Source organism: Amycolatopsis sp. FBCC-B4732 (genome assembly GCF_023008405.1).
Classification (GTDB): Bacteria; Actinomycetota; Actinomycetes; order Mycobacteriales; family Pseudonocardiaceae; genus Amycolatopsis; species Amycolatopsis pretoriensis_A.
The window spans coordinates 6,423,212-6,445,356 of record NZ_CP095376.1 but is presented as its reverse complement, the minus strand read 5'-3'; the positions used below and the strand labels follow the sequence as shown (position 1 = coordinate 6,445,356).

The following is a 22,145-nucleotide window of genomic DNA, read 5'->3' as shown; positions in this document are numbered from 1 at the left end:
TACGACGGCTCGCAACGAAAGTCATCGAGATTCGCGGGAAAGGGTGGTGAAAGGGCGCGAACGGTCCGTTCGCGCCGTTCGCGGCTTGACGTAATAAGATTCATTCGGAATCGTCGCGTGCGTGGGCGTCCGTGTCTGGGCGTACACGAGGCGAATTGAGCGGTTGAGAGTCCGAAGTGGACTGAATCGAGGTTGGTGGGTGGGTTTAGAGCTTGAGTTTGAATCCCGTGTGGCTCGGTGTGAAACCAAGGCGCTCGTAGAAGCGATGTGCGTCGGTTCTGGAGGTATCCGACGTGAGCTGCACGAGTGCGCACTCGCGACGCCGTGACTCGGTGATCGCCCAATGCACGAGGTCGGCGCCGAGTCCGGAGCCGCGGTGGTCGGCGTGGATCCGTACGGCCTCGATCTGACCGCGAAGCGCCCCTCGCCGGGCCAGTCCGGGAATGATCGTCAGTTGCAGTGTCCCGACCGGTTGGTCGTTGTGCGTGACGACGACCAGCAATTGGTTGGGGTCCTTGACGATTTCATCGAAGGCACGCAGGTAGGGATCGAGGTCGGTGGGATCGTCTCGGGTAGCACCTAACTGGTCGTCCGCCAGCATGCGCACGATCGCACCGATGTCCTCACGTCTTGCTTTGCGGATCACGTATTCGGTCACGGCGCCAGTATCACAGCGCGCGGGTGAACCCGTCATAGCTGTGCTCGAAACCGAAGCGTGCGTAGAACTCTCGTAGATCGCCCCGGGTGAGGCCGGAATCCAGATGGACGCGCGTGCAGCTTCGTCGGCGGGCCTCGTTGATGCCCCAGGACAGAAGTGCGCTCGTCACGCCGCGCCGGGAAGCGCGGATGCCCTCGAGCAGGCCGCGGGCTGCTCCGTCCCACGAGAGCCCTCGAAGGACCGTCAGCTGGGCGGTGCCGACGATGCCGTTGTCGTCCTCGGCCACGACCAGTGTGACATGAGGGGTGTTCATGAGCTCACGGAGTGTGGCTGTCAGCTGCTCGCCCGGTGTACCGAACAGGCGCACGAGCGCCTCGATGTCCGTGGTGCGGGCGCGTCTGATGACATCCATTTCACCCAGTATGCAGGACACCAGGCGACAGCTGACGCTGTTACGAGGCAGCTACTCCCGGTGCTGCCCTACGCGATCATCAAGCCACCGTGTAGTGCCGAACGCCGTCGACGATCTGCGTGTTCAGTTTTCCTTGCGATGCCAGCAGGTCGAGGTGAGCCGCTGTTTCCAGCACCGCGAGCATCTGGTTGAACGAGTCCATTTCGGACAGCTTGCGGTTCCGGCGGGTCCAGCCGACCCGGTGTGCGGCTTCGTTGGCGGTCGTGGCTCCGGCGGCGATCTGCGAGCCCATCGTCTCGAGGCGCTGCCGATGATGTTCCAGCAGTTCGTCGACTCGTGTGTGCACACTGTCGGACACAGGGCCATGCGAGGGAAGCAGCCGGCGGTCCGGCATCGCGCGAACCAAGCGGAGGGATTCGATGAAGTCGTTGAGCGGCAACTCGGCGGGTACGGGCTGAAACCCGATCGAGGGCGTGATGTGCGGTAGCACGTGGTCGCCGGAGAACAACAGTTCGGCGGTGTCGTCGATGAAGACCACGTGCCCGGCCGTGTGTCCGGGAGTGGCGACGACGTCGAAGTCGCGACCGGGCAGGATCGGCCGGCGGCCCGGTGTCAGCCATTCGTCGGGCGCTTCCCAGAGATCGGCTTCCGTGTGGCGCCGGTCGGTGCCGAATTCCCGGGCGAGCGCTTCGACGACTTCGCCTGCCCCGGCCTGGAACAAGAGGTCGACCTGGGCCTCCATGGGCAGGCGGTCGGGATTGCCCGATGCCTTGAGCGAGGGCTCCTCGTCCTGGCCGAGGGCGATCTTCGAGCCGAACTCACGGCGGAGGACCACCGCCTGCGAATAGTGGTCCCGGTGCACGTGGGTCACCAGGAATTCGCTTACGTCACCGAGTTCCGCGCCGATGCCGCCGAGGGCGTCCGCAAGCTGTTGCCGGGCCACGGTCAGCGCCCAGCCCGAGTCGACCAGGACCAGCTTCTCGCCATCGGTGACCGCGTAGACGTTGACCGCGCGCAGACCGTCGTTCGGCAGCGGCAGGGGGATCCGGTAGACACCGGCCGAGACCTCGTAGATCCCGGGCTCGGTCCAGTTCCTGTCGCTGTTTTCCGGCAACGGTTCCACGGTGACCTCCCGTCCCGGCGAGACTGCGGTGTCCCGGCCTTTCTTCACATTGAGCCGTGCCGGGCCCGCTGTCCACCTGGAGAAGATGAGACACCGGTCACTCGATCAGTCGGTGTCTTGCTTCAGTGCGGTGTCGATCGTGAGGGCCGCGGCGACGACCATGCTGGCCAGCGGATCCGGCAGCGGGTGGGGGATCTCCACGACATAGTTGTCGGCTGTCGTGAAGGCGGCCTTGATGAATCCGCCCCACGTCTTGGTCACCCGGGCGACTTCGGTGCCGGCGTGGTCGCGGATCGAGAAGTTCCAGGCTCGCCAGTTTTCGGCGAAGATTCCGCCGACGGAGCGGCCGTCCACGACGAAGCCGAACCGGATCTTCCCGAAGACGTTCTCCTGGACGATCTCGCCGATCGGGGTCTCGTCGGCCCGCGTGACCAGGAAGCGTGACTTGAACACCTTCGCGGGGCGGGTCACCTTCAGCACGGTGCTGTGGTTGGCGTCGCGGACCTCGAACTTGTGGGTCAGGAACTGGTCGTACTTGGTCAGGAGCCGGATGGCCTTCTTCAGCGTGCTCTGGCCGACTTCGACGACGCCGCCGAGGCGGTTGCCTTGCTGGTCGAAGACGCCGAACTCGTTGGCCATCTCGATCAGCTTGGCGCGCTGGTTGACCACCAGCACCGGCTCGGTGAACAGGGTCCCGCCGCCGTTGTGCGCCGCGCCGCGGCCGCGTGTCGCGCGGGCGACCTGGTTCTGGATCCGACCGGGGTCGTGGCCGCGTTCGATGTCCAGCTCGATCGGCGTCGAGTCGCTCGGTGGTGGGGGCGCCTGGTGAGCGGGCCGGGTGTTGGCGGTCCAGGCCCGGCCGTCCCACCATCGGTGCAGACGGGGGTCCCGCGCGTCGGGGTACCAGCCCGGCTGCGGTGGCGTACTCGTCATGGCCGGTCAGCCTATCCGCGCGGACCCGCTTGTGGCGGCGGTAAACGGAAATGCGGCGAATGTCCGCATCGACGACGGCGGGCGAGGTGGCCCGGTCGGTGTCGTCGGCTGGTGGTCGACCAGAATGAGCGGTCGTGAGTGAGCGACTTTGGCCCCTGGGTGCCGCGACAGCGATCGGTTCGATGCCTGGTACCGATCCCGCGGAAGCGGCGGCGGTCGTGTTCGGTGAGCTGCCCGACTTCCCGCACCTACCCGAGCTGCCGGCCCGCGGTGTCGGGGCGGACATGCTGGGCCGAACCGCTGCGCTGCTGGTCGACCTGGCCGTCGACGTCGTCCCGAGCGGCTATCGCGTCGCGCCCCGGCCTGGTCACGAGCATCGTCGTGCGGTCGACCTGCTTCGCTGGGATCTCGACGCGGTCCAGGAGGTGCGCGAGAAGACCGGGGCCACTCCGCCGGTCTTCAAGGTCCAGCTTGCCGGGCCGTGGACGCTCGGTGCCGGGATCGAGCTGCCCAGGGGCCACCGGGTGCTCACCGATCACGGTGCCTTACGAGATTTCACGTCGTCCCTGCTGGACGGACTCGCAGTTCACGTCGCGGAGGTGCAGGCCAGGACGGGAGCGCCGGTGGTCGTCCAGTTCGACGAGCCGTCGTTGCCGACGGTGCTCGCCGGCGGGCTGTCGACGCCGTCCGGCTATGGGAACGTCTCCGCGGTGCCGGAGCCCGAGGCCCGTGACCTGCTCGCCACCGTGATCGAGGGCGCCCGGCGGATCACCGGCCGGCCGGTGATCCTGCACTGTTGCGCCGGCAAGCCGCCGCTCGGTCTGCTGCGCGAAGCCGGCGCGGACGCGCTGGCCTTCGACCTGAACGCGCTCGATGGTGCGTCCGCCGCGTTCCTGGACGAGATCGGCGAGGTCTGGGACGGCGGGGCGACGCTGTTCATGGGAGCGGTCCCCACCACGGCACCTTCGTCTCCGATCAGCCTCAAAGACGTCGGCGAGCCCGCGTTCCGGCTGGCCGACCGGCTCGGCTTCAACCGCAGCGTCCTCGCGGAACGCGCCGTTCCCACCCCCGCCTGCGGTCTCGCCGGTGCGACGCCGGACTGGATGCGCCGGACCCTCGCGCTCACGCGTGATCTCGGCAAGGCCTTCGTGGAGCCGCCGGAGGGCTGGTGACGGATTCCGCTGACGTCCGCTTCGCCCGGCCAGTAGCGTGGCGGGGGTAGCCGACCTGACGAGGACCGTCCGCAACCATGCGCCTGTTTCGCCGCAAGAACGCCGTCGCCGACCCGCCCGACCCCCGTACCGCGTGGCCCGAGCAGCACGTGCCCGAGGACCCGGCTGCCGCCGCGGAGGCGTTCTGGGAGGGGTGGTTCGAGCTGCTCCCGCTGGTCAGCGCCGCTCTCGGCGAGGGTGAGCCGCACCGCGTGGAGCACGAGCTCTGCCAGCTGGTCGAGGCGCTGCACCCGCGGCTGCACTTCTCGCTCGAGCGTGGTCGTCAGGCGATCTACGCCCTGGTCGTGACCGGTCAGGAGGATCCGGAGATCCGGCCGTTCACCGACGCGTGGCGGGCCGCCGGGCCGCCGGACGACGCGATCTGGGAATACCACGATTCGGTTCCGCCGGTGCCCGATCCGACCGAGGTCACGGTCAACCTCGGCGAGCGCCGGATCGCGCTGGCCGATGTCCGGGTCGTCGCGCAGGTGGACGAGAGCGAGCGCGTCGTCGACGTCGCCGTCTACCACCCGGGGTTCTCCGACCTCGACGACGTCACCCGGCGGACCATGACCTTCCTGCCCCTCGACGCCACATTGGGTGAACGTCTCGCCGCCGAACGACTACGGCGCGTCGAGACCGCGGAGGTCGAGCCGGCCGGTGCGATCACCCTTCTGGAGCTCCGTGAACTGGTCCGCGGGCTGGCCAGCGGGCCCGGCGAAAATGTCGGTACCCCCGGCTAGGCTCACCATCCGTGAGCAGCACCGAACTCCCCCAGGACCAGATCGCGGCGGTCGACGCTCCGGTCGCCGCCGAGGACGTCACCGACGTCCCGGCCGACGTGCGTGAGCGGCACAGCGCCCTTGCCGAGGAACTGCGGAACCACCAGTTCCGCTACTACGTCCTGGACTCGCCGATCATCTCCGACGGGCAGTTCGACGAGCTCCTGGGCGAGCTCCAGCAGCTCGAGGAAGCGCACCCGGCGCTGGTCACGCCCGAGTCGCCGAGCCAGCGGGTCGGAGGCACTTTCTCGACCGAATTCACCGCGTACGACCACCTCGAACGCATGCTCAGCCTGGACAACGTGTTCGACCGGGACGAGTTCCTCGCCTGGGTGGAGCGCGTCGAGAAGGAGGTCGGGCGCACCGAGTTCCTCGCCGAGCTGAAGATCGACGGCTTGGCGATCAACCTCTTGTACGAAAACGGCCACCTCACCCGCGCGCTCACCCGGGGTGACGGCCGGACCGGCGAGGACGTCACGCTCAACGTCCGCACGCTCGACCAGGTACCGGAGACGCTGACCGGCTCCGACCAGTTCCCGGTGCCCGCGCTCGTCGAGGTGCGCGGCGAGGTCTACTTCCGCGTCGAGGACTTCCTCGAGCTGAACGCGAAGATGGTCGAAGCGGGGAAGCCGCCGTACGCGAATCCGCGCAACACCGCGGCCGGCTCGCTGCGGCAGAAGGACCCCAAGATCACCCGGGAGCGGCGGCTGCGGCTGATCTGCCACGGGCTCGGCAAGCGCGAGGGCTTCGAGCCGCAGCGCCAGTCGGAGGCGTACGACGCGCTGGCGGCGTGGGGGCTGCCGGTGTCTCCGCACAGCAAGGTCCTGTCGACGGCCGAGGAGCTCACCGAGCACATCGTCTACTGGGGCGAGCACCGGCACGACGCCGAGCACGAGATCGACGGCGTCGTCATCAAAGTCGACCAGGTGACGTTGCAGCGGCGGCTGGGCACGACGTCGCGCGCGCCGCGCTGGGCGATCGCCTACAAGTACCCGCCGGAAGAGGCCATCACCACGCTGCTGGACATCCAGGTCGGCGTCGGGCGCACCGGGCGGGTGACGCCGTTCGCGGTCACCGAGCCGGTCAAGGTCGCCGGGTCGACCGTGGCCCGGGCCACGCTTCACAACGCCGAAGAGGTCAAGCGCAAGGGCGTGCTGATCGGCGACCGGATCGTCATCCGGAAGGCCGGCGACGTCATCCCCGAGGTCCTCGGGCCGGTGGTGGACGCGCGCACGGGCGACGAGCGCGAGTTCGTCATGCCCACCCACTGCCCCGAATGCGGTACCGAGCTCGCCTATCAGAAGGAAGGCGACAAGGACATCCGCTGCCCGAACACGCGGTTCTGTCCCGCGCAGCTGCGGGAGCGGCTCTTCCACCTGGCCGGGCGCGGCGCGTTCGACATCGAGGTCCTCGGGTACGAGGCGGCGGTCGCGCTGCTCGACGCGCGCGTGGTCGCCGACGAAGGCGATGTCTTCGATTTGAACGAAGAGAGCCTCGCCGAGGTGGAGCTGTTCCGCACGAAGGCCGGCGATTTGTCGGCAAACGCGCGAAAGCTGATCGCCAACCTCGACGCGGCGAAGGACCGGCCGCTGTGGAAGGTGCTCGTCGCGTTGTCGATCCGGCACGTCGGGCCGACCGCGGCGCAGGCGCTGGCCCGCGAGTTCGGCTCGATCGAGCGGATCGAGCATGCCACCGAAGAAGAGCTCGCCGACGTCGACGGCGTGGGCCCGACCATCGCCCGCGCGACGCGGGAGTGGTTCGAGGTGGGCTGGCACTGCGAGATCGTCGAAAAATGGCGACGCGCCGGCGTGCGGATGGAAGAGGAGCGCGACGAGTCGATCCCGCGCAACCTCGAAGGGCTGTCGATCGTGGTGACGGGCTCGCTCGACGGCTTCTCCCGCGACGAAGCCAAAGAGGTCATCATGGCGCGTGGTGGCAAGGCCGCCGGGTCGGTTTCGAAGAAGACCGCGTTCGTCGTCGTCGGCGATGCGCCTGGTTCGAAATACGACAAGGCCGTGCAGCTCAAGGTGCCGGTGCTCGACGAAGCCGGCTTCCGCGTCCTTCTGGAGCGGGGGCCCGAAGCGGCGCAGGAGATGGCGCTGCCGGCCGGCGACGAGACCGAGGAGACCGACGAGTCCGGGGAGACGGATGGGTGACGTCGAGATCCGGCCGCCGCGGCCCGGGGAGTACGCCGCGGCGGGGGAGGTCACGGTGCTGGCGTACGACGTCGATGGTCACCTGGGCGGTGACGTCGGGTACGACGCCGTGTTGCGTGACGTGGCGCGGCGGGCCGAGCAGGCCGAGGTTCTCGTCGCCGTCGATGGCGTGGGGGAGGTGCTCGGGACCGTGACCGTCGTGGTGCCGGGATCGGGATTCGCCGAAATTTCACGTCCCGGCGAGCTGGAGTTCCGGATGCTGGCGGTGGCGCCGTCGGCACGGGGACGGGGCATCGGCGAGGCGTTGACCAGGGCCGTGCTCGACCGCGCTCGGGCGCTGGGCGTTCCGCGGGTCGTGCTGAGCAGCCTCGAGGGCATGTGCAGCGCGCATCGGCTCTACGAGCGGCTCGGGTTCGCGCGCCTGCCGGAGCGGGACTGGCGGCCGTTTCCGCACATCAGCCTGATCGCCTACCAAATCGACGTCTGACCTGGGGCTGGTCGAAAAAGGGACGAGCCGGTGCGGGCTCGTCCCCTGATCGATCCGCTCCGCGGGTCAGCCGTCGAGGACGACCGCGACGATGCCCGCGAGGTGGGCGAGCCGGGCGACTTCGGCAGCGCGGAAGGCGGGGCCGCCCGGGCGGGCGACCAGCAGCGCCTTGCCCGGCTTGCCTAGCGGCGTGGCGGCCAGCTCGGTGCCGAGCTCCTTCCACGTCTCCGGGATCCAGGCCTCTTCGCCGTCGAGGACCGTCGCGCGCTCCAGCGGGAGCCACGGCAGGTCGGTGATCGGCGTCTCCGGGGCGGCGCTCGACGACGCCAGCCGGACCGCGCCGGTTTCGGCGTGCTCGACGATCATCGCCCAGCCCGCGCGCACGATGCGGGGCACGCCCTCGGCCAGGATGTCCAGCCCCGACTTCGGCTGCGCGGCGATCTCTTCGACCAGTTCGAGCTCACGATGGGTGTCCAGGACACCCGCGTAGGGCCGGACCGCGTCCACCTCGACGCCTTCGACACTTTCCGCCGCCGTGATCAGCGCGTCGGGCAACCGGCCCGACGGGAGCTCGACGACCAAGTCGTCCACGGCCACTCCGGTGCCGCGCTCGACGACGTCCACGCTGAGGATGTCGGCGCCTACCGTGCCGAGCGCCGTGGCGACCGCGCCGAGGGTCCCGGGGCTGTCCGGAAGGAGGACCCGGATCAGGAACGACACCACGCGCCCCTCTCGCCTATGGCGTCCCAGCCTTGCCGTGGGACGCTCGATGCCGGTCGCCGATTGTGACAGACCCGCCCGGCTCGCGGGACCTGCTGTCCGGCGGGCGGGACGCGAGCGTCGCCGGACGGCACCCGGCCTGCGCCGGGCGTAACCCAGTCGAGTCCGCCCACGCCGTCACCATAGACTTGCAGCTTCCGAGACAACCCGCACAGCACAACCCGGGAGTCACCCGCGTGCCCAACATTTCCCGAGACGAGGTCGCGCACCTCGCGAAGCTGGCCAGGCTGGCCGTGACCGACGACGAGATCGACGTCTTCGCCGGCCAGCTCGACCAGATCCTGGACTCGGTGGCCAAGGTGAGCGAGGTCGCCGCCGCCGATGTGCCGCCGACGTCGCACGCCGTGCCGCTGACGAACGTCTTCCGGCAGGACGTCGTCCGTCCCGGGCTCACGCAGCAGCAGGCGCTGGCCGGTGCGCCGGCCGCCGAGGACGGGCGTTTCCGGGTGCCGCGGATTCTGGGGGAAGAGCAGTGACCGAGCTCATCAAGCTGACCGCCGCGGAGCTGGCGGAGAAGATCCACACGCGCGAGGTGTCCGCGGTCGAGGTCACGCAGGCCCACCTGGACCGGATCGCCGAGGTCGACGACCACGTCCACGCGTTCCTGCACGTCGACACCGACGGTGCGCTGGCCGCGGCCAAGGCCGTCGACGAGGGCATCGCCGGGGGCAACGCGCCCGCGTCGGCGCTGGCCGGCGTGCCGCTCGCGCTGAAGGACGTCCTCACCACCGAGGGCCTCCCGACCACCTGTGGTTCGAAAACGCTCGAAGGCTGGATCCCGCCGTACGACGCGACCGTGACGCGCAAGCTGCGCGAGGCCGGCGTCGTCATCCTCGGCAAGACCAACATGGACGAGTTCGCCATGGGGTCGTCGACGGAGAACTCGGCTTACGGCCCGACGCACAACCCGTGGGACCACGCCCGCATCCCGGGCGGGTCGGGCGGTGGCTCGTCGGCGTCGATCGCGGCCTTCGAAGCGGCCATCGCGATCGGCACCGACACGGGTGGCTCGATCCGGCAGCCGGGGTCCGTGACCGGCACCGTCGGGGTCAAGCCGACCTACGGCGGCGTGTCGCGCTACGGCCTGGTCGCTTTTTCGTCATCGCTCGACCAGGCCGGGCCCTGCGCGCGGACGGTGCTCGACGCCGCCCTGCTGCACGAGGTCATCGCCGGGCACGACCCGCTGGACGCGACCTCCATCGACGCGCCGGTGCCGCCGGTCGTCGCCGCGGCCCGGCAGGGCATGACCGGTGACCTCAAGGGCGTCAAGGTCGGCGTCGTGAAGGAGTTCGGTGGCGAGGGCTACCAGCCAGGCGTCGAGCGGTCGTTCCAGGCTGCGGTCGAACAGTTGCGGGCGCTGGGAGCCGAGGTCGTCGAGGTCTCTTGTCCGCATTTCGTCTACGCGCTGCCCGCTTACTACCTGATCGCGCCGAGCGAGTGCTCGTCGAACCTCGCGCGGTTCGACGCCATGCGCTACGGCCTGCGCGTCGCCGACGACGGCACGCACAGCGCCGAAGAGGTCATGTCGCTCACCCGCGAGAAGGGCTTCGGCGCCGAGGTCAAGCGGCGGATCATGCTGGGCACTTACGCGTTGTCGTCCGGCTACTACGACGCCTACTACGGTTCGGCCCAGAAGGTGCGCACGCTGATCACGCGTGACTTCGCGGCCGCCTTCGAAAAGGTCGATGTCCTCGTTTCGCCCACGACGCCGACCACGGCGTTCAAGATCGGCGAGCGCGTGGACGACCCGATGGCGATGTACCTCGCCGACCTGTGCACGATCCCGTCGAACCTCGCCGGCAACGCCGCGATGAGTGTGCCGAGCGGGCTGTCCGACGAGGACGGCCTGCCGGTCGGCCTGCAGATCATGGCCCCGGCGCTCGCCGATGACCGGCTCTACCGGGTCGGCGCCGCCTACGAGGCCGCTCGCGACGCCGCCGCCGGCGGGGCGCTCATCCACAAGGTCCCGGAGCTGGGAGGAACCAAGTGACTGCCGTGGCCGAGCTGATGGACTACGCCGACGTCATCGAACGCTTCAACCCCGTGCTCGGGCTCGAAGTGCACGTCGAGCTCAACACGAACACGAAGATGTTCTGCGGCTGCGCCAACGAGTTCGGCGGCGAGCCGAACACGAAGGTGTGCCCGACCTGCCTGGGCCTGCCCGGCGCGCTGCCGGTCGTCAACGGCAAGGCCGTCGAGGGCGCGATCCGGATCGGTCTCGCGCTGAACTGCGAGATCGCCGAGTGGTGCCGGTTCGCCCGGAAGAACTACTTCTACCCGGACATGCCGAAGAACTTCCAGACGTCGCAGTACGACGAGCCGATCGCCTTCAACGGCTACCTCGACGTCACGCTCGACGACGGCGAGGTCGTGCGCGTGGAGATCGAGCGCGCGCACATGGAGGAGGACACCGGCAAGTCGCTGCACGTCGGCGGGGCCACCGGTCGCATCCACGGTGCCGAGCACTCGCTGCTCGACTACAACCGGGCCGGCGTTCCGCTGATCGAAATCGTGACGAAGCCGATCGAGGGCACCGGCGAGCGGGCTCCCGAGGTCGCGCGGGCGTACGTGAGCGCGTTGCGTGACCTGCTTCGCGCGCTCGACGTGTCGGACGTCCGCATGGACCAGGGCTCGCTGCGGTGCGACGCGAACGTTTCGCTCATGGCGAAGGACGCGACCGAGTTCGGTACGCGCACCGAGACGAAGAACGTCAACTCGCTGCGGAGCGTCGAAAGGGCCGTTCGCTACGAGATGACCCGGCAGGCGGCCATCCTCGCCGAGGGCGGTTCGATCAAGCAGGAGACGCGGCACTTCCAGGAAGCCGACGGCACGACGTCGGCGGGCCGGACGAAGGAGACCGCGGAGGACTACCGGTACTTCCCGGAGCCCGACCTGGTCCCGATCGCGCCGTCGCGCGAGTGGGTCGAGGAGCTGCGCGGCACGCTGCCGGAGATGCCCTCGGAGCGGCGGAAGCGGATCCAGCAGGAATGGTCACTTTCCGACGAAGCCCTGCGTGACCTGCTGAACGTCGGCGCGGTCGACCTCGTCGCGGCCACCGTCGAGGCCGGTACGTCGCCGGACGAGGCGCGCGGCTGGTGGGTCAACACGCTGGCGCAGGAGGCGAACAGCCGCGAGGTCGAGCTGGCCGACCTGCCGATCACGCCGAAGCAGCTGGCAGAGGTCATCGGGCTGGTTTCGTCCGGTGAACTGACGAACAAGCTCGCCAAGGAGGTCGTCCAGGGCGTGCTCGCCGGTGAGGGCGAGCCGCGTGAGGTCGTCGAGAAGCGCGGGCTGAAGGTCGTTTCGGACGACTCGGCCCTGCTCGCGGCGATCGACGAGGCCCTGGCGGCGCAGCCGGACGTCGCCGAGAAGATCCGCGGCGGCAAGGTCGCCGCGGCCGGCGCGATCGTCGGTGCGGTCATGAAGGCGACCAAGGGGCAGGCCGACGCGAAGCGGGTCCGGGAACTGATCATCGAGCGCGTCGGCTCCTGACCGTTTCATGACATCGACGTTTTCCGTCAAAAGCGTCACCTGGCGCGAGTGGCTCGGCCTGGCGGCCGGGCTGCTCGCGCTGGGGTCGACGTTCCTGCCGTGGACCACGCTGGACACCAACAAGCCGGACATCGAGGCCGTGCTGGCGCAGCTGCCGCACAGCGACGTCGTCCGGAACGCGTGGAACTCGAGCTTCTTCGCCTGGTGCCCGCCGCTGCCGTTGCTGCTGGCCGGGCTGGTCGTGGTCGTTTTCGGACGAATCCGGAAAGTGCGGGTCGGCGGCCTGCCGCACCTGTGGCTGGTGGTCGCCGCGGCGTCGCTGCTGCTGATGGTGCTCGGCTGGTTCACGCTCGACTGGGAGTTCGACGCCGACCAGCGGGGCATCTTCGACGTCGCCGGGATCGCGATCGAACCCGGCTTCGGGCGGTTCCTCGGGCTGTTCGCGGCGCTCGTTTCGGTCGTTGTCGCTTTCTTGGACATCCGCGCGGTGCGCGCCGAGAGCCGGCAGCCGCGGAAGCGTGAACCCAAGAGCAAGTCTCGCTGACCGACGGCGCCGGAGTGGGTCGGCGCTCGGTGGAACCGTCCCGGGGCTCCGCGATGGAAGCCCCGGTAAGTGGCTGGGCCTCGGCGCTGACGGTGTGAAGCCTTAGTGGCGTTGAAGTCGTGCTGTCAGCGGCGGCCGTCAGAGCTGTCGTCCGTTCCGGTTGACCACCCTGCGTGACAACGTTGACATCCTGGTCGGCCGTTGCGTGAGAAAGCGCTTTCTGGAACGGTCGGCAGGAGCGGCCCGGCCGGGCGGGGACGGCCCGCTGGGAGGCGTGTCACCGAGGAGGGAGACCTGGGTTGACTCACGGAAAGCGCTTACGGGTCGCCGTTGTCGGCGCCGGGGGAATCGCGGACAGCCATCGGAGCGCCTTCCAGGCGCACCGCGACGACGTCGAGATCGTGGCAGCCGCCGATGTCGATGAAGCCCGGGCCGTCGCGTTCTGTGCCGCGGCCGGCGACGCCAAGCCCTACGGCGATCTCGACACCCTGCTCGCCGAGCAGGAGCCCGATCTCGTCTCGATCTGCACGCCGCCCGGGCTGCACGTCGAGCAGACCGTGAAAGCCCTTGCCGGCGGCGCCTGGGTCTGGTGTGAGAAGCCGCCGTGCCGGTCGCTCGCCGAGTACGACGAGATGGCCGCCGCCGAACGGGACGGCGGGCCTTACGTTTCGTTCGTTTACCAGCAACGGTCCGGATCGGGTGCCGCGCACTTCCGGAACCTGCTCGACGCGGGGGACCTCGGACGGCCGCTCGTCGCGCACTGCCAGACCACCTGGTACCGCGACGGCGCCTACTACGCGGTGCCGTGGCGCGGGCGCTGGGAATCCGAGGGCGGCGGGCCCGCCATGGGCCACGGCATCCACCAGATGGACCTCCTGCTCCACCTGCTCGGCGACTGGGCCGAGGTGCGCGCGATGACCGCACGGCTGGTGCACGACGTTGAGACCGAGGATGTCTCCACCGCACTCGCCCGGTTCGAGTCGGGGGCGCTCGCGACCGTCGTCAACAGCGTCCTTTCACCGGACGAGGTGAGCCGGATCAGGGTCGACTGCGAAAACGCCACCGTCGAGCTCACCCACCTCTACGGCCACAGCGGCAAAGACTGGCGCTACACGCCGGCCCCGCACGTTGCCGAAAAAGCGACGAAGCGCTGGACGCCGTCCGAGGACGTGGCCAGCTCGCACGCCGCCGCGTTCGCGCCCGTGCTCGCCGCCTACCGGGCCGGGCGGCGGCCGCCGTGCAGCGGGACTGACGGGCGGCGGGTGCTGGAGTTCGTCGCGGCTTTGTACAAGTCCGCGGCCACCGGGGCCGGGGTGCGGCGCGGGGAGATCGTCGCCGGTGATGCCTTCCACCGGTCCATGGCGGGAGCAAGGGCGTGAGCGCGGCGATCACCGTCACGCACCGGCACGGCGAGCGCGTGACCGTCGAGGCCGGCGGGGTCCAGCTGATGTCCTATGTGTACAAGCCCGACCCGGTGGCCTTCGAATCGCGCAAGCCCTACACCCACCCGCTGCGGACCCTCGGCGGCCGCGGCGTCAGCGGATACCGGCCCGCCGACCACCGGTGGCACAAGGGTCTGCAGATGACGTCCAGCCACCTGTCCGGGCAGAACTTCTGGGGCGGCCACACCTACGTTCCCGGCCATTGGTACCAGGACCTGCCCGACCGCATCGGCTCCATGCGGCACGACGACTTCGCCGCCTTCGCCGTCGGCCGCGACCGGCTCGGGTTCACCGAACGGCTCACCTGGGTCGCCAACGGCGGTGACGAGTGGGCGCGGGAGCGGCGCGAGCTCGTCGTCCACTCGGTCGAGCCGGACGAAGGGGCCTGGGCACTCGACTGGGGGATCGAGCTGACCAACATCCGCGACACCCCGCTCGAGTTCGGCAGCCCGACGACCGCCGGCCGTGAGCTGGCCGGGTACACCGGGCTGCACTGGCGGGGGCCGCGCGACTTCAGCGGTGGGCGAGTCCTCGGGCCCGGGGAGCTCGGCGGCGACGACATGATGGGCGCGCAGGCGCCGTGGCTGGCGTTCGTCGGCGAGCACGACGACGTCGACGCGCATTCGACGCTGGTCTTCGCGCATTCGCCGGAAAACGACCAGGCGATCCACGAGTCGCACTGGTTCGTCCGCTCTCAGGAGACGCCGATGGTCGCGTTCTCGTGGGCGTTTTTCGACGAGTTCGCGCTGGAGCCGGGGGAGAGCTTCACCTACCGCTACCGGATCGTCGTCGCGGATGGGGCGTGGGACCGCGATCGGGTGACTCACTACCTCGATCGGCACGGGTGGTCATGAACGCGTTCCCACTTCCAGGTGGAATCGGGGTCTCACACCTGCGCGCCTACGACTGGGCGGCGGAGGATGGGGTGTGCGGCGGGAGCCCGCACCTGCACCTCGCCTGCACCGAGGCGTACGTCGTCACGGGCGGGTGCGGGGCGGTCCAGACGTTGAGCGCCGGCGGCTACGACGAGACACCGCTGGAGCCCGGGGTGATCGCGTGGTTCGCGCCGGGAACCGTGCACCGGATGGTCCAGGAAGACGGGCTGCGCGTCACGGTGCTGATGCAGAACAGCGGGCTGCCCGAGGCGGGGGACGCGGTCTTCACCTTCCCGCCCGACGTGCTCGCCGATCCGGCCGCCTACGCCGGCGCGGCAGCGTTGCCGAAAACCGACCAGGCCGCTCGGCAACGCCGTGACCTGGCGATTCGCGGCTACCTGCCGTTGCGGGCGGCCCTGCGGGACGGCGACGCGGAGCCGCTGCGGGAGTTCCACCGGGCGGCCGTCGCGCTCGTTTCGCCGAAAATCGGCGACTGGGTTCCGCGCTGGCGGGCCGGGGCGTTGCGGGCCGCCGAGCTGACCGGGGCGCACCTGGAGGCGCTCGCCCGCGGCGACGGGAGCCACCTCGAGCAGTCCGGGGTCCGGGTCGCGGTCCCTTCGAACCCGGACGGCTACGGCATGTGCGGACGTCGCGCGGAATACGACATCGACCAGGAAGGCCGGCAGTGATGAACCAGCCCAGTATCGGAGTGCTGCTCAACGGGGTCACCGGCCGGATGGGCTACCGGCAGCACCTGCTCCGGTCGGTGTTGTCGATTCGCGACCAGGGCGGCGTCGCGCTGCCGGACGGCAGCCGCGTGCAGCTCGAGCCGATCCTCGCCGGCCGCAACGCCGCGAAGCTGAAGGACATCGCCGACCGGCACGGGCTGAGCGCGTGGACCACCGATCCGGACTCCGCGCTGGCCGACGTCGGCATCTACTTCGACGCGCAGCTGACGTCGGCGCGGGAGCCGTCGGTGCGGGCGGCGATCGCCGCGGGCAAGCACGTCTACGCCGAAAAGCCCCTTGCCGAAAAACTGACATCGGCGCTGGAGCTGGCCGGGCTCGCGCGGGACGCCGGGATCTGCCACGGCGTCGTGCACGACAAGCTGTTCCTGCCCGGGCTGCGGAAGCTGCGGCGGCTGGTCGACGGCGGGTTCTTCGGGCGGATCCTGTCGGTGCGCGGCGAGTTCGGCTACTGGGTGTTCGAGGGCGACTGGCAGGAGGCGCAGCGCCCGAGCTGGAACTACCGCGCCGAGGACGGCGGCGGGATCGTGCTCGACATGTTCTGCCACTGGAACTACGTCCTCGAGAACCTCTTCGGCCGCGTCGAGGCCGTGACCGCGAAAGCGACAACGCACATCCCGCGCAGGTGGGACGAGCAGGGCGACGCCTACGCGGCGACGGCCGACGACGCCGCGTACGGGATCTTCGAGCTGGAGTCCGGGGTCGTCGCGCAGATCAACTCGTCGTGGTCGACGCGGGTGTTCCGGGACGAGCTCGTCGAGTTCCAGGTCGACGGCACCGAGGGCAGTGCCGTCGCCGGGCTGCGGCGGTGCCGGGTGCAGCACCGGTCCGCGACGCCGAAGCCGGTGTGGAACCCCGACCTGCCGGCGACCGAGGCGTTCCGCGACCAGTGGCAGGAGGTCCCGGACAACACCGAGTTCGACAACGGCTTCAAGGCGCAGTGGGAGGAGTTCGTCCGGGACGTGGTCGCCGGGCGGCAACACCGCTACGACTTCTTCTCCGCGGCCCGCGGGCTCCAGCTCGCCGAAGCCGGGTTGACGTCGTCGGCGGAGGGACGGCGGGTGGCGCTGAAGTCGTTGAGCTGACGTCGTCGGCCGAGGGGCGGCGGGGCGGAGCTGAAGCCCTGGACCCGGCGAACCCGGGGCGCTTCGAGGACGCGGTGGAGGGAGGAGTTGCCGCCGGTGTGGTCGACCAGCACGCGGAAGCCCGCCTCGTGCAGGACGCTGCTCAGCGCGCGGACGCGCCGTGCGGCAGCCCGGACGGGTCACCGGACTCCGGCACGACGGACGCCGTGAAGCCATCCGGCTCGGCCGGCTCTCGCCATTCGGCGACCACGTCCGGCGGGACCCGGTGAAGCGGGCCGTCGTGCAGGTGCAGCCGGTCAGTCTTTGCCGTTGCCGCCGCCGGAGGTCGCCGGGGTGATCAGGACGACGCGGTCGTCGCTCGAGACCGGGGCGCCGCCGTCCTTGTTGACCGTGCCGGCCACCGCGAGCTGGGGGTTGATCATGCTCATCCCGGCGAGGCGCCCGTACGTCACCGGCGGTTTGCCGGTCTTGCCGTCGAGGCTGATCGTCGGCTTGCCGCTGACCGCTCCCTCCGGGGTCACCGGGAGGTTCTGCAGGTTGCCGGCCAGGGACGTGCCGACCGAGATCGAGCCGTTGGCGTCGACGAAGTCGGCGCAGCCCGCGACGCCCGGCTTGTCCGGCCACGTCCACGCCGGCGCCGTCAGCGGCTGCCCGGCCTGCAGCCGGTAGAGGGCGTCCTTGTCGGCGAGCCGGTCGGTGACCCAGACGCGGCCGCCGTCGGCCGAGGCGCACAGGCCGCCCGGGGCGTGCAGGCCGGTCGCCACGGTCAGGGCGCCGTTCGGGTTGCCCGCCGCGGCCTTGCCCGACGTGTCGATGCGCAGCACCTTCCCGGCGAGGGAGTTCGGGTCGGCGGCGGCGTTCGGGTTGCCCGCGTCGCCCGTCGCGACCAGCAGCGCGCCGCGGTTGTCGGTCGCGATAGCGCCGCGGTTGCCGGACGCGCCCTTCGGGATGCCGGTGAGCACCGGCTTCGCGGCCTGGCCCTTCGCGAAGCGCACGACGCGGTTGTCCGTCGCCGTGGTCACGTAAGCGAACACCAGCTGGTCTTCGACGTACGACGGCGAGAGCGCGAGCCCGGTCAGGCCGCCGTCGCCGGCCGCCTGGACGTCGAGCTTCGCGAAGTCCGTCGCGTCCTTGCCCGCGGTCGCGAGCTGCACGCGGCCGCTCTTGCGTTCGCCCGCGAGCGCGCTCGGCGTCGAGCCGTCGCCCGGCAGGCCGGCGACCGCCGCGACGGTGTCCAGGCACGTCGAGATGACCGACGGGTCGAAGTCCTTGCAGCCCTGGGGCGGCGGCACCGGCGTGGCGGACTGGCCGGGACGCGCCTGCTTGCCGTCGCCGCCGGAGTCCGCGCCGGGGCCCTGGACCTGGGGCGGCGATTCGGGGCTCGGGACGGGCGCGGGGCTGAACGACTGACCGGCCGCGGTGTCGTCGAACCGCGCGCAGCCGGCGGGCAGCAAGACGCCGCAGGCCAGGATCGCCAGCAGGGCCGACCGGTACCGAGTGCGCATGATCCCCCAGCCTAGGGGCCGCCGCGTGAACCATGGGTGAGTACTCCTGGATTACGTTGGGATCATGACGCTGACCGTGCTGGTGCCCGACGACGAGGGCATGTCCGTGCTCGCCGAGGTCCCGCGGGTCCTGCCCGTGCGCTACCAGTGGGGCGAGCCCGTGCCGCCGGAGGCCGCGAAGGCCGAAGTGCTGATCCCGGGCAAGCACCCGCCGGGCGAGGAGCTGTGGCGCACGCTGCCGAACCTCAAGCTGATCCAGCTGCTGTCCGCCGGGGCCGAGGACTGGGTCGGGAAGGTGCCCGACGGCGTCCTGCTCTCCACCTGCCGCGGCGCGCACGGCGGGAGCACCGCCGAGTGGGTCGTCGCGGTGCTGCTGTCGATGTACCGGAAGCTGGACGTCTTCGCGACGGCGCAGCGCGAAGGCCGCTGGGAGCGGCAGACGGCCGACACGCTGCAGGGCAAGCGCGTGCTCGTCATCGGCGCCGGCGACCTCGGACGGCACCTGCGGCGCCGGCTCGAGCCGTTCGACGCGCGGTGCACGATGGTCGGGATGACCGCGCGGGAGGGCGTGCACGGGGTGCACGAGCTGCCCGCGTTGCTCCCCATGCACGACGCCGTGGTGCTGATGGTGCCGCTGACCTCGCGCACCCGCGGGATGGTCGACGCGGAGTTCCTGGCCGAGATGCGCGACGGGGCCGTGCTGGTCAACGTCTCGCGCGGCGCCGTCGTGGACACCGGTGCCCTGGTCGCCGAATTGACCACGGGACGGCTGCGCGCCGCGCTCGACGTCACCGATCCCGAGCCGCCGCCGTCCGGGCACCCGCTGTGGACGGTGCCGGGGCTGCTGCTCACGCCGCACATCGGCGGGTCGGTGCGCGGGGTGCGGGGGCGGTCGTACGCGGTCGCGGCGGCGGAAATCGCCCGGTACGCCGGTGGCGAGCTGCCGGACAACCTCGTGCACGGCGAGTACTGAGCGCGGCGGCTCGCCAGGCCCCGGTGGATCCCCTACCCTTCGCGCGTGAGCAGTGGAGACGATTTTTCGCAGCAGCCCACCAGCCTCCTGTCCGGCGTCGAGGACGACGGGGGTGACGACACCCCGCGCCAGGGCGGGCTCGGTCTCGGCCTGCTGATCCTGCGGCTGGCGCTCGGCGTGACCATGGGCGCGCACGGCCTGCAGCACCTGTTCGGCCTGTTCGGCGGGCCGGGCATCGGCGGGTTCGCGCGGGTGCTGGAGACGTTCGGCTACCACAAGCAGACGACGCTGCTGTCGTGGATCACGGGCATCGCCGAGCTCGGCGGCGGGGTGCTGGTGGTCGTCGGGCTGTTCACGCCGCTCGCGGCGGCGGCGCTGCTCGGGGTGGCGGCGAACGCGGTGTACGCGAAGTTCCACGGCGGGTTCTTCGAGCAGCAGGGGCAGGGTTTCGAGTTCGAGCTGCTGCTGGGGGCGGCCGCGCTGAGCCTGCTGTTCACCGGGTCCGGGCCGATTTCGCTGGAGCGGAACACGCCGTGGCGGAAGCGGCCGCTGCCGCTGGGGCTGGTGTCGCTGCTGCTGGCCGCCGCGGCGGCCGTGGTGGTCATCGTCCTGACGCGGTAGGCGTCTCGGAACGCGTTCGTCCGTCTTCGGTGCCTTCGCGGCACGTGAGGGCGAGGTGAACGGTCACCGTGGTGTCGTTTTGCGCCACGACCGGAATTTCGAATGTCGAATCGCGGACCATGTGGTGCGGGCCGGACTTTCCGGCCCGCAAGCCGCCTGCGAACGGCCGTTGCCGCAGATCCGTGTCATCCGGTTTCGAGGCGCCGGACCAGATCGCGTCCACCCACAGTTCCTCTGGCCCCGTGGTTCGCCTGACGAGGACCCGGTGTACCAGGTCCTGTCGACGTCTCGGTTCCAGTTCGAACTCGGGACCGGCGAGTTCGTCACGCGCTGCTCGCTTGGCGCGTGGCTCGGCGAAGCGAATGCCACGATGGCCGCCTCAGCGGGTGAGGCGGCCATCGGCTGGACCTACTTGTTCACGTCGCGGACCGCGCCCGTGTCCGCCGACGTCGCCATCCGGGCGTACGCGCGCAACGCCGCCGTCACCGGGCGCTGGCGGTCCTTCGGCTGCCACGGCCGCTCGGACGCCTCCATCTTCGAGCGGCGCTCCGCCAGGATCTCCGCGTCCACCAGCAGCTCCAGCCGGCGCTCGTGGATGTCCAGCAGGATCCGGTCGCCGTTCTCCACCAGGCCGATCAGGCCGCCCGCCGCCGCCTCCGGGGAGATGTGGCCGACCGAGATGCCCGACGAGCCGCCCGAGAAGCGGCCGTCCGTGATCAACGCGCACTTCTTGCCGAGGCCCGAACCCTTCAGGAACGCCGTCGGGTGCAGCATCTCCTGCATGCCCGGGCCGCCCGCCGGGCCTTCGTAGCGGATCACCAGGACCTCGCCCGGCTGGATCTCCTTCTTGAGGATCGCCGAGACCGCTTCCTCCTGGCTCTCCAGGACCCGCGCCGGGCCCTCGAAGTGCCAGAGGTCCTCGTCGATGCCCGCGGCCTTGATCACCGCGCCGTTCTCCGCCAGGTTGCCGCGCAGGATGGCCAGGCCGCCGTCCTTCGTGTACGCGTGCTCGACGTCGCGGATGCAGCCGCCCGCCGAGTCCGTGTCCAGGGACGACCAGCGGTTCTCCGTCGAGAACGCCTGCGTCGTGCGGACGCCGCCCGGGGCCGCGTGGAACAGCTCGAGCGCGACCGGAGAAGGCGACGAGGCGCGGATGTCCCAGGTCGAGAGCCAGGAGTCGATGTCGGGGGAGTGGACCGACCAGACGTCGGTGTTCAGCAGGCCGCCGCGGTACAGCTCGCCGAGGATCGCCGGGATGCCGCCAGCGCGGTGGACGTCTTCCATGTGGTAGTCGGAGTTCGGCGCCACCTTCGACAGGCACGGCACGCGGCGGCCGATCGCGTCGATGTCGGCGATCGTGAAGTCGACCTCGCCTTCCTGCGCGGCGGCGAGGATGTGCAGCACCGTGTTCGTCGAGCCGCCCATCGCCATGTCGAGGGCCATCGCGTTCTCGAACGCCGCCTTCGAGGCGATCGACCGCGGCAGCGCCGACTCGTCGTCGTTTTCGTACCAGCGCTTGCACAGCTCGACGATCGTGCGCCCGGCCTGCTCGAACAGCGCGCGCCGCGCCGCGTGGGTCGCCAGCGTCGAGCCGTTGCCCGGCAGGGAAAGCCCCAGCGCCTCGGTGAGGCAGTTCATCGAGTTCGCGGTGAACATGCCGGAACACGAACCGCACGTCGGGCAGGCCGAGCGCTCGACGATGGACAGCCCATCCTCGTCGACGTCCGGGCTCGCGGACGCGGCGATCGCGGTGATCAGGTCGGTCGGGGCCTGGGCGACGCCGCCGACGACGACCGCCTTGCCCGCCTCCATCGGCCCGCCGGAGACGAACACCACCGGGATGTTCAGCCGCATGGCGGCGTTGAGCATGCCCGGGGTGATCTTGTCGCAGTTGGAGATGCACACCAGCGCGTCGGCCTGGTGCGCGTTGACCATGTACTCGACCGAGTCGGCGATGATCTCGCGCGAAGGCAGCGAGTAGAGCATGCCGGAGTGGCCCATCGCGATGCCGTCGTCGACGGCGATGGTGTGGAACTCGCGCGCGACGCCGCCGGCTTCCTTGACCGCGCCGGCGACGATCTCGCCGAGGTCCTTGAGGTGCACGTGGCCGGGCACGAACTGCGTGTAGGAGTTGGCGATCGCCACGATCGGCTTGCCGAAGTCGCTGTCGGTCATGCCGGTGGCGCGCCAGAGCGAGCGCGCGCCCGCCGCGTTGCGGCCGTGGGTGGTGGTCCGGGAACGGAGAGGCGGCACGGCGAAACTCCCAGGTCGGATGGTCGGCGGGAACACTCCGCCAAAACTGGTCCTACCAATTTACCAA

Annotated in this window: 22 protein-coding genes; 14 read left to right on the top strand and 8 right to left on the bottom strand. The window is 70.3% G+C overall.

Annotation, left to right across the window (positions count from 1 at the left end; genetic code table 11):
• Nucleotides 1-205 precede the first annotated feature (205 nt).
• From MUY14_RS28155 to MUY14_RS28140, 4 genes are all read right to left on the bottom strand, one after another.
• Nucleotides 206-658 carry a GNAT family N-acetyltransferase gene (locus MUY14_RS28155; RefSeq protein ID WP_247013551.1) on the bottom strand — a complete coding sequence of 151 codons (453 nt, stop codon included), beginning with the start codon at nucleotides 656-658 and terminating at the stop codon, nucleotides 206-208.
• A gap of 10 nt (nucleotides 659-668) precedes the next feature.
• Complete coding sequence (locus MUY14_RS28150) at nucleotides 669-1,070, bottom strand: GNAT family N-acetyltransferase (protein ID WP_247013549.1); 402 nt, start codon at nucleotides 1,068-1,070, stop codon at nucleotides 669-671.
• 79 nt (nucleotides 1,071-1,149) lie between these two features.
• Nucleotides 1,150-2,193 (bottom strand): MBL fold metallo-hydrolase, encoded by a 1,044-nt coding sequence (locus MUY14_RS28145; protein WP_247013547.1) that lies wholly within the window; start codon nucleotides 2,191-2,193, stop codon nucleotides 1,150-1,152.
• Between the two features lie 105 nt (nucleotides 2,194-2,298).
• Nucleotides 2,299-3,126, bottom strand: a complete 828-nt coding sequence (locus tag MUY14_RS28140; protein WP_247013545.1) for a phospholipid scramblase-related protein — start codon at nucleotides 3,124-3,126, stop codon at nucleotides 2,299-2,301.
• 134 nt (nucleotides 3,127-3,260) lie between these two features.
• Here MUY14_RS28140 and MUY14_RS28135 point away from each other — a divergent pair, with 134 nt between their 5' ends.
• From MUY14_RS28135 to MUY14_RS28120, 4 genes are all read left to right on the top strand, one after another.
• The gene (locus MUY14_RS28135) at nucleotides 3,261-4,298 is read left to right on the top strand and encodes a methionine synthase (RefSeq protein WP_247013524.1); all 1,038 of its coding nucleotides are present in this window, start codon (nucleotides 3,261-3,263) and stop codon (nucleotides 4,296-4,298) included.
• Between the two features lie 77 nt (nucleotides 4,299-4,375).
• Nucleotides 4,376-5,080: a hypothetical protein gene (locus MUY14_RS28130; RefSeq protein ID WP_247013522.1), complete on the top strand. Its 705-nt coding sequence runs from the start codon at nucleotides 4,376-4,378 to the stop codon at nucleotides 5,078-5,080.
• A gap of 11 nt (nucleotides 5,081-5,091) precedes the next feature.
• A complete protein-coding gene (gene ligA, locus MUY14_RS28125; RefSeq protein WP_247013520.1) occupies nucleotides 5,092-7,275 on the top strand; it encodes an NAD-dependent DNA ligase LigA in 2,184 nt (727 codons plus the stop codon).
• Nucleotides 7,268-7,762, top strand: a complete 495-nt coding sequence (locus MUY14_RS28120) for a GNAT family N-acetyltransferase (protein ID WP_247013518.1) — start codon at nucleotides 7,268-7,270, stop codon at nucleotides 7,760-7,762. Before ligA ends, MUY14_RS28120 begins: the two co-directional genes overlap by 8 nt.
• 66 nt (nucleotides 7,763-7,828) lie before the next feature.
• On the opposite strand, the gene MUY14_RS28115 is transcribed toward MUY14_RS28120, so the two are convergent.
• Nucleotides 7,829-8,482, bottom strand: a complete 654-nt coding sequence (locus MUY14_RS28115; RefSeq protein WP_247013516.1) for an amino acid-binding protein — start codon at nucleotides 8,480-8,482, stop codon at nucleotides 7,829-7,831.
• Nucleotides 8,483-8,718: 236 nt separating this feature from the next.
• Between MUY14_RS28115 and gatC the strand changes: the two genes are divergently transcribed.
• The 8 genes from gatC (at nucleotide 8,719) to MUY14_RS28075 (ending at nucleotide 16,726) form a co-directional block, all read left to right on the top strand.
• The gene (gene gatC, locus MUY14_RS28110; protein ID WP_247013514.1) at nucleotides 8,719-9,018 is read left to right on the top strand and encodes an Asp-tRNA(Asn)/Glu-tRNA(Gln) amidotransferase subunit GatC; all 300 of its coding nucleotides are present in this window, start codon (nucleotides 8,719-8,721) and stop codon (nucleotides 9,016-9,018) included.
• Nucleotides 9,015-10,532 (top strand): Asp-tRNA(Asn)/Glu-tRNA(Gln) amidotransferase subunit GatA, encoded by a 1,518-nt coding sequence (gatA, locus tag MUY14_RS28105; protein WP_247013512.1) that lies wholly within the window; start codon nucleotides 9,015-9,017, stop codon nucleotides 10,530-10,532. Before gatC ends, gatA begins: the two co-directional genes overlap by 4 nt.
• Nucleotides 10,529-12,034 (top strand): Asp-tRNA(Asn)/Glu-tRNA(Gln) amidotransferase subunit GatB, encoded by a 1,506-nt coding sequence (gene gatB / locus MUY14_RS28100; protein WP_247013510.1) that lies wholly within the window; start codon nucleotides 10,529-10,531, stop codon nucleotides 12,032-12,034. The genes gatA and gatB overlap by 4 nt, the downstream gene beginning before the upstream one ends.
• A gap of 7 nt (nucleotides 12,035-12,041) precedes the next feature.
• Nucleotides 12,042-12,578, top strand: a complete 537-nt coding sequence (locus MUY14_RS28095; RefSeq protein WP_247013508.1) for a hypothetical protein — start codon at nucleotides 12,042-12,044, stop codon at nucleotides 12,576-12,578.
• 299 nt (nucleotides 12,579-12,877) lie between these two features.
• On the top strand, nucleotides 12,878-13,957 hold the full coding sequence (locus MUY14_RS28090; RefSeq protein ID WP_247013506.1) for a Gfo/Idh/MocA family protein: 1,080 nt from the start codon (nucleotides 12,878-12,880) through the stop codon (nucleotides 13,955-13,957).
• Complete coding sequence (locus MUY14_RS28085) at nucleotides 13,954-14,874, top strand: PmoA family protein (protein ID WP_247013504.1); 921 nt, start codon at nucleotides 13,954-13,956, stop codon at nucleotides 14,872-14,874. The genes MUY14_RS28090 and MUY14_RS28085 overlap by 4 nt, the downstream gene beginning before the upstream one ends.
• On the top strand, nucleotides 14,871-15,584 hold the full coding sequence (locus MUY14_RS28080; RefSeq protein WP_247013502.1) for a cupin domain-containing protein: 714 nt from the start codon (nucleotides 14,871-14,873) through the stop codon (nucleotides 15,582-15,584). The genes MUY14_RS28085 and MUY14_RS28080 overlap by 4 nt, the downstream gene beginning before the upstream one ends.
• On the top strand, nucleotides 15,584-16,726 hold the full coding sequence (locus MUY14_RS28075; RefSeq protein ID WP_247013500.1) for a Gfo/Idh/MocA family protein: 1,143 nt from the start codon (nucleotides 15,584-15,586) through the stop codon (nucleotides 16,724-16,726). The genes MUY14_RS28080 and MUY14_RS28075 overlap by 1 nt, the downstream gene beginning before the upstream one ends.
• A 296-nt stretch (nucleotides 16,727-17,022) precedes the next feature.
• Here MUY14_RS28075 and MUY14_RS28070 read toward each other — a convergent pair whose 3' ends face one another.
• A complete protein-coding gene (locus MUY14_RS28070) occupies nucleotides 17,023-18,231 on the bottom strand; it encodes a sorbosone dehydrogenase family protein (protein ID WP_247013498.1) in 1,209 nt (402 codons plus the stop codon).
• Nucleotides 18,232-18,295: 64 nt separating this feature from the next.
• On the opposite strand from MUY14_RS28070, the gene MUY14_RS28065 reads away from it, so the two are divergent.
• A complete protein-coding gene (locus MUY14_RS28065) occupies nucleotides 18,296-19,204 on the top strand; it encodes a 2-hydroxyacid dehydrogenase (protein WP_247013496.1) in 909 nt (302 codons plus the stop codon).
• Between the two features lie 45 nt (nucleotides 19,205-19,249).
• A complete protein-coding gene (locus MUY14_RS28060; RefSeq protein WP_247013495.1) occupies nucleotides 19,250-19,825 on the top strand; it encodes a DoxX family membrane protein in 576 nt (191 codons plus the stop codon).
• On the opposite strand, the gene MUY14_RS28055 is transcribed toward MUY14_RS28060, so the two are convergent.
• The gene (locus MUY14_RS28055) at nucleotides 19,806-20,048 is read right to left on the bottom strand and encodes a hypothetical protein (RefSeq protein ID WP_247013492.1); all 243 of its coding nucleotides are present in this window, start codon (nucleotides 20,046-20,048) and stop codon (nucleotides 19,806-19,808) included. The genes MUY14_RS28060 and MUY14_RS28055 overlap by 20 nt on opposite strands.
• Nucleotides 20,049-20,233: 185 nt before the next feature.
• Complete coding sequence (gene ilvD, locus MUY14_RS28050) at nucleotides 20,234-22,078, bottom strand: dihydroxy-acid dehydratase (RefSeq protein ID WP_247013490.1); 1,845 nt, start codon at nucleotides 22,076-22,078, stop codon at nucleotides 20,234-20,236.
• Nucleotides 22,079-22,145 lie beyond the last annotated feature (67 nt).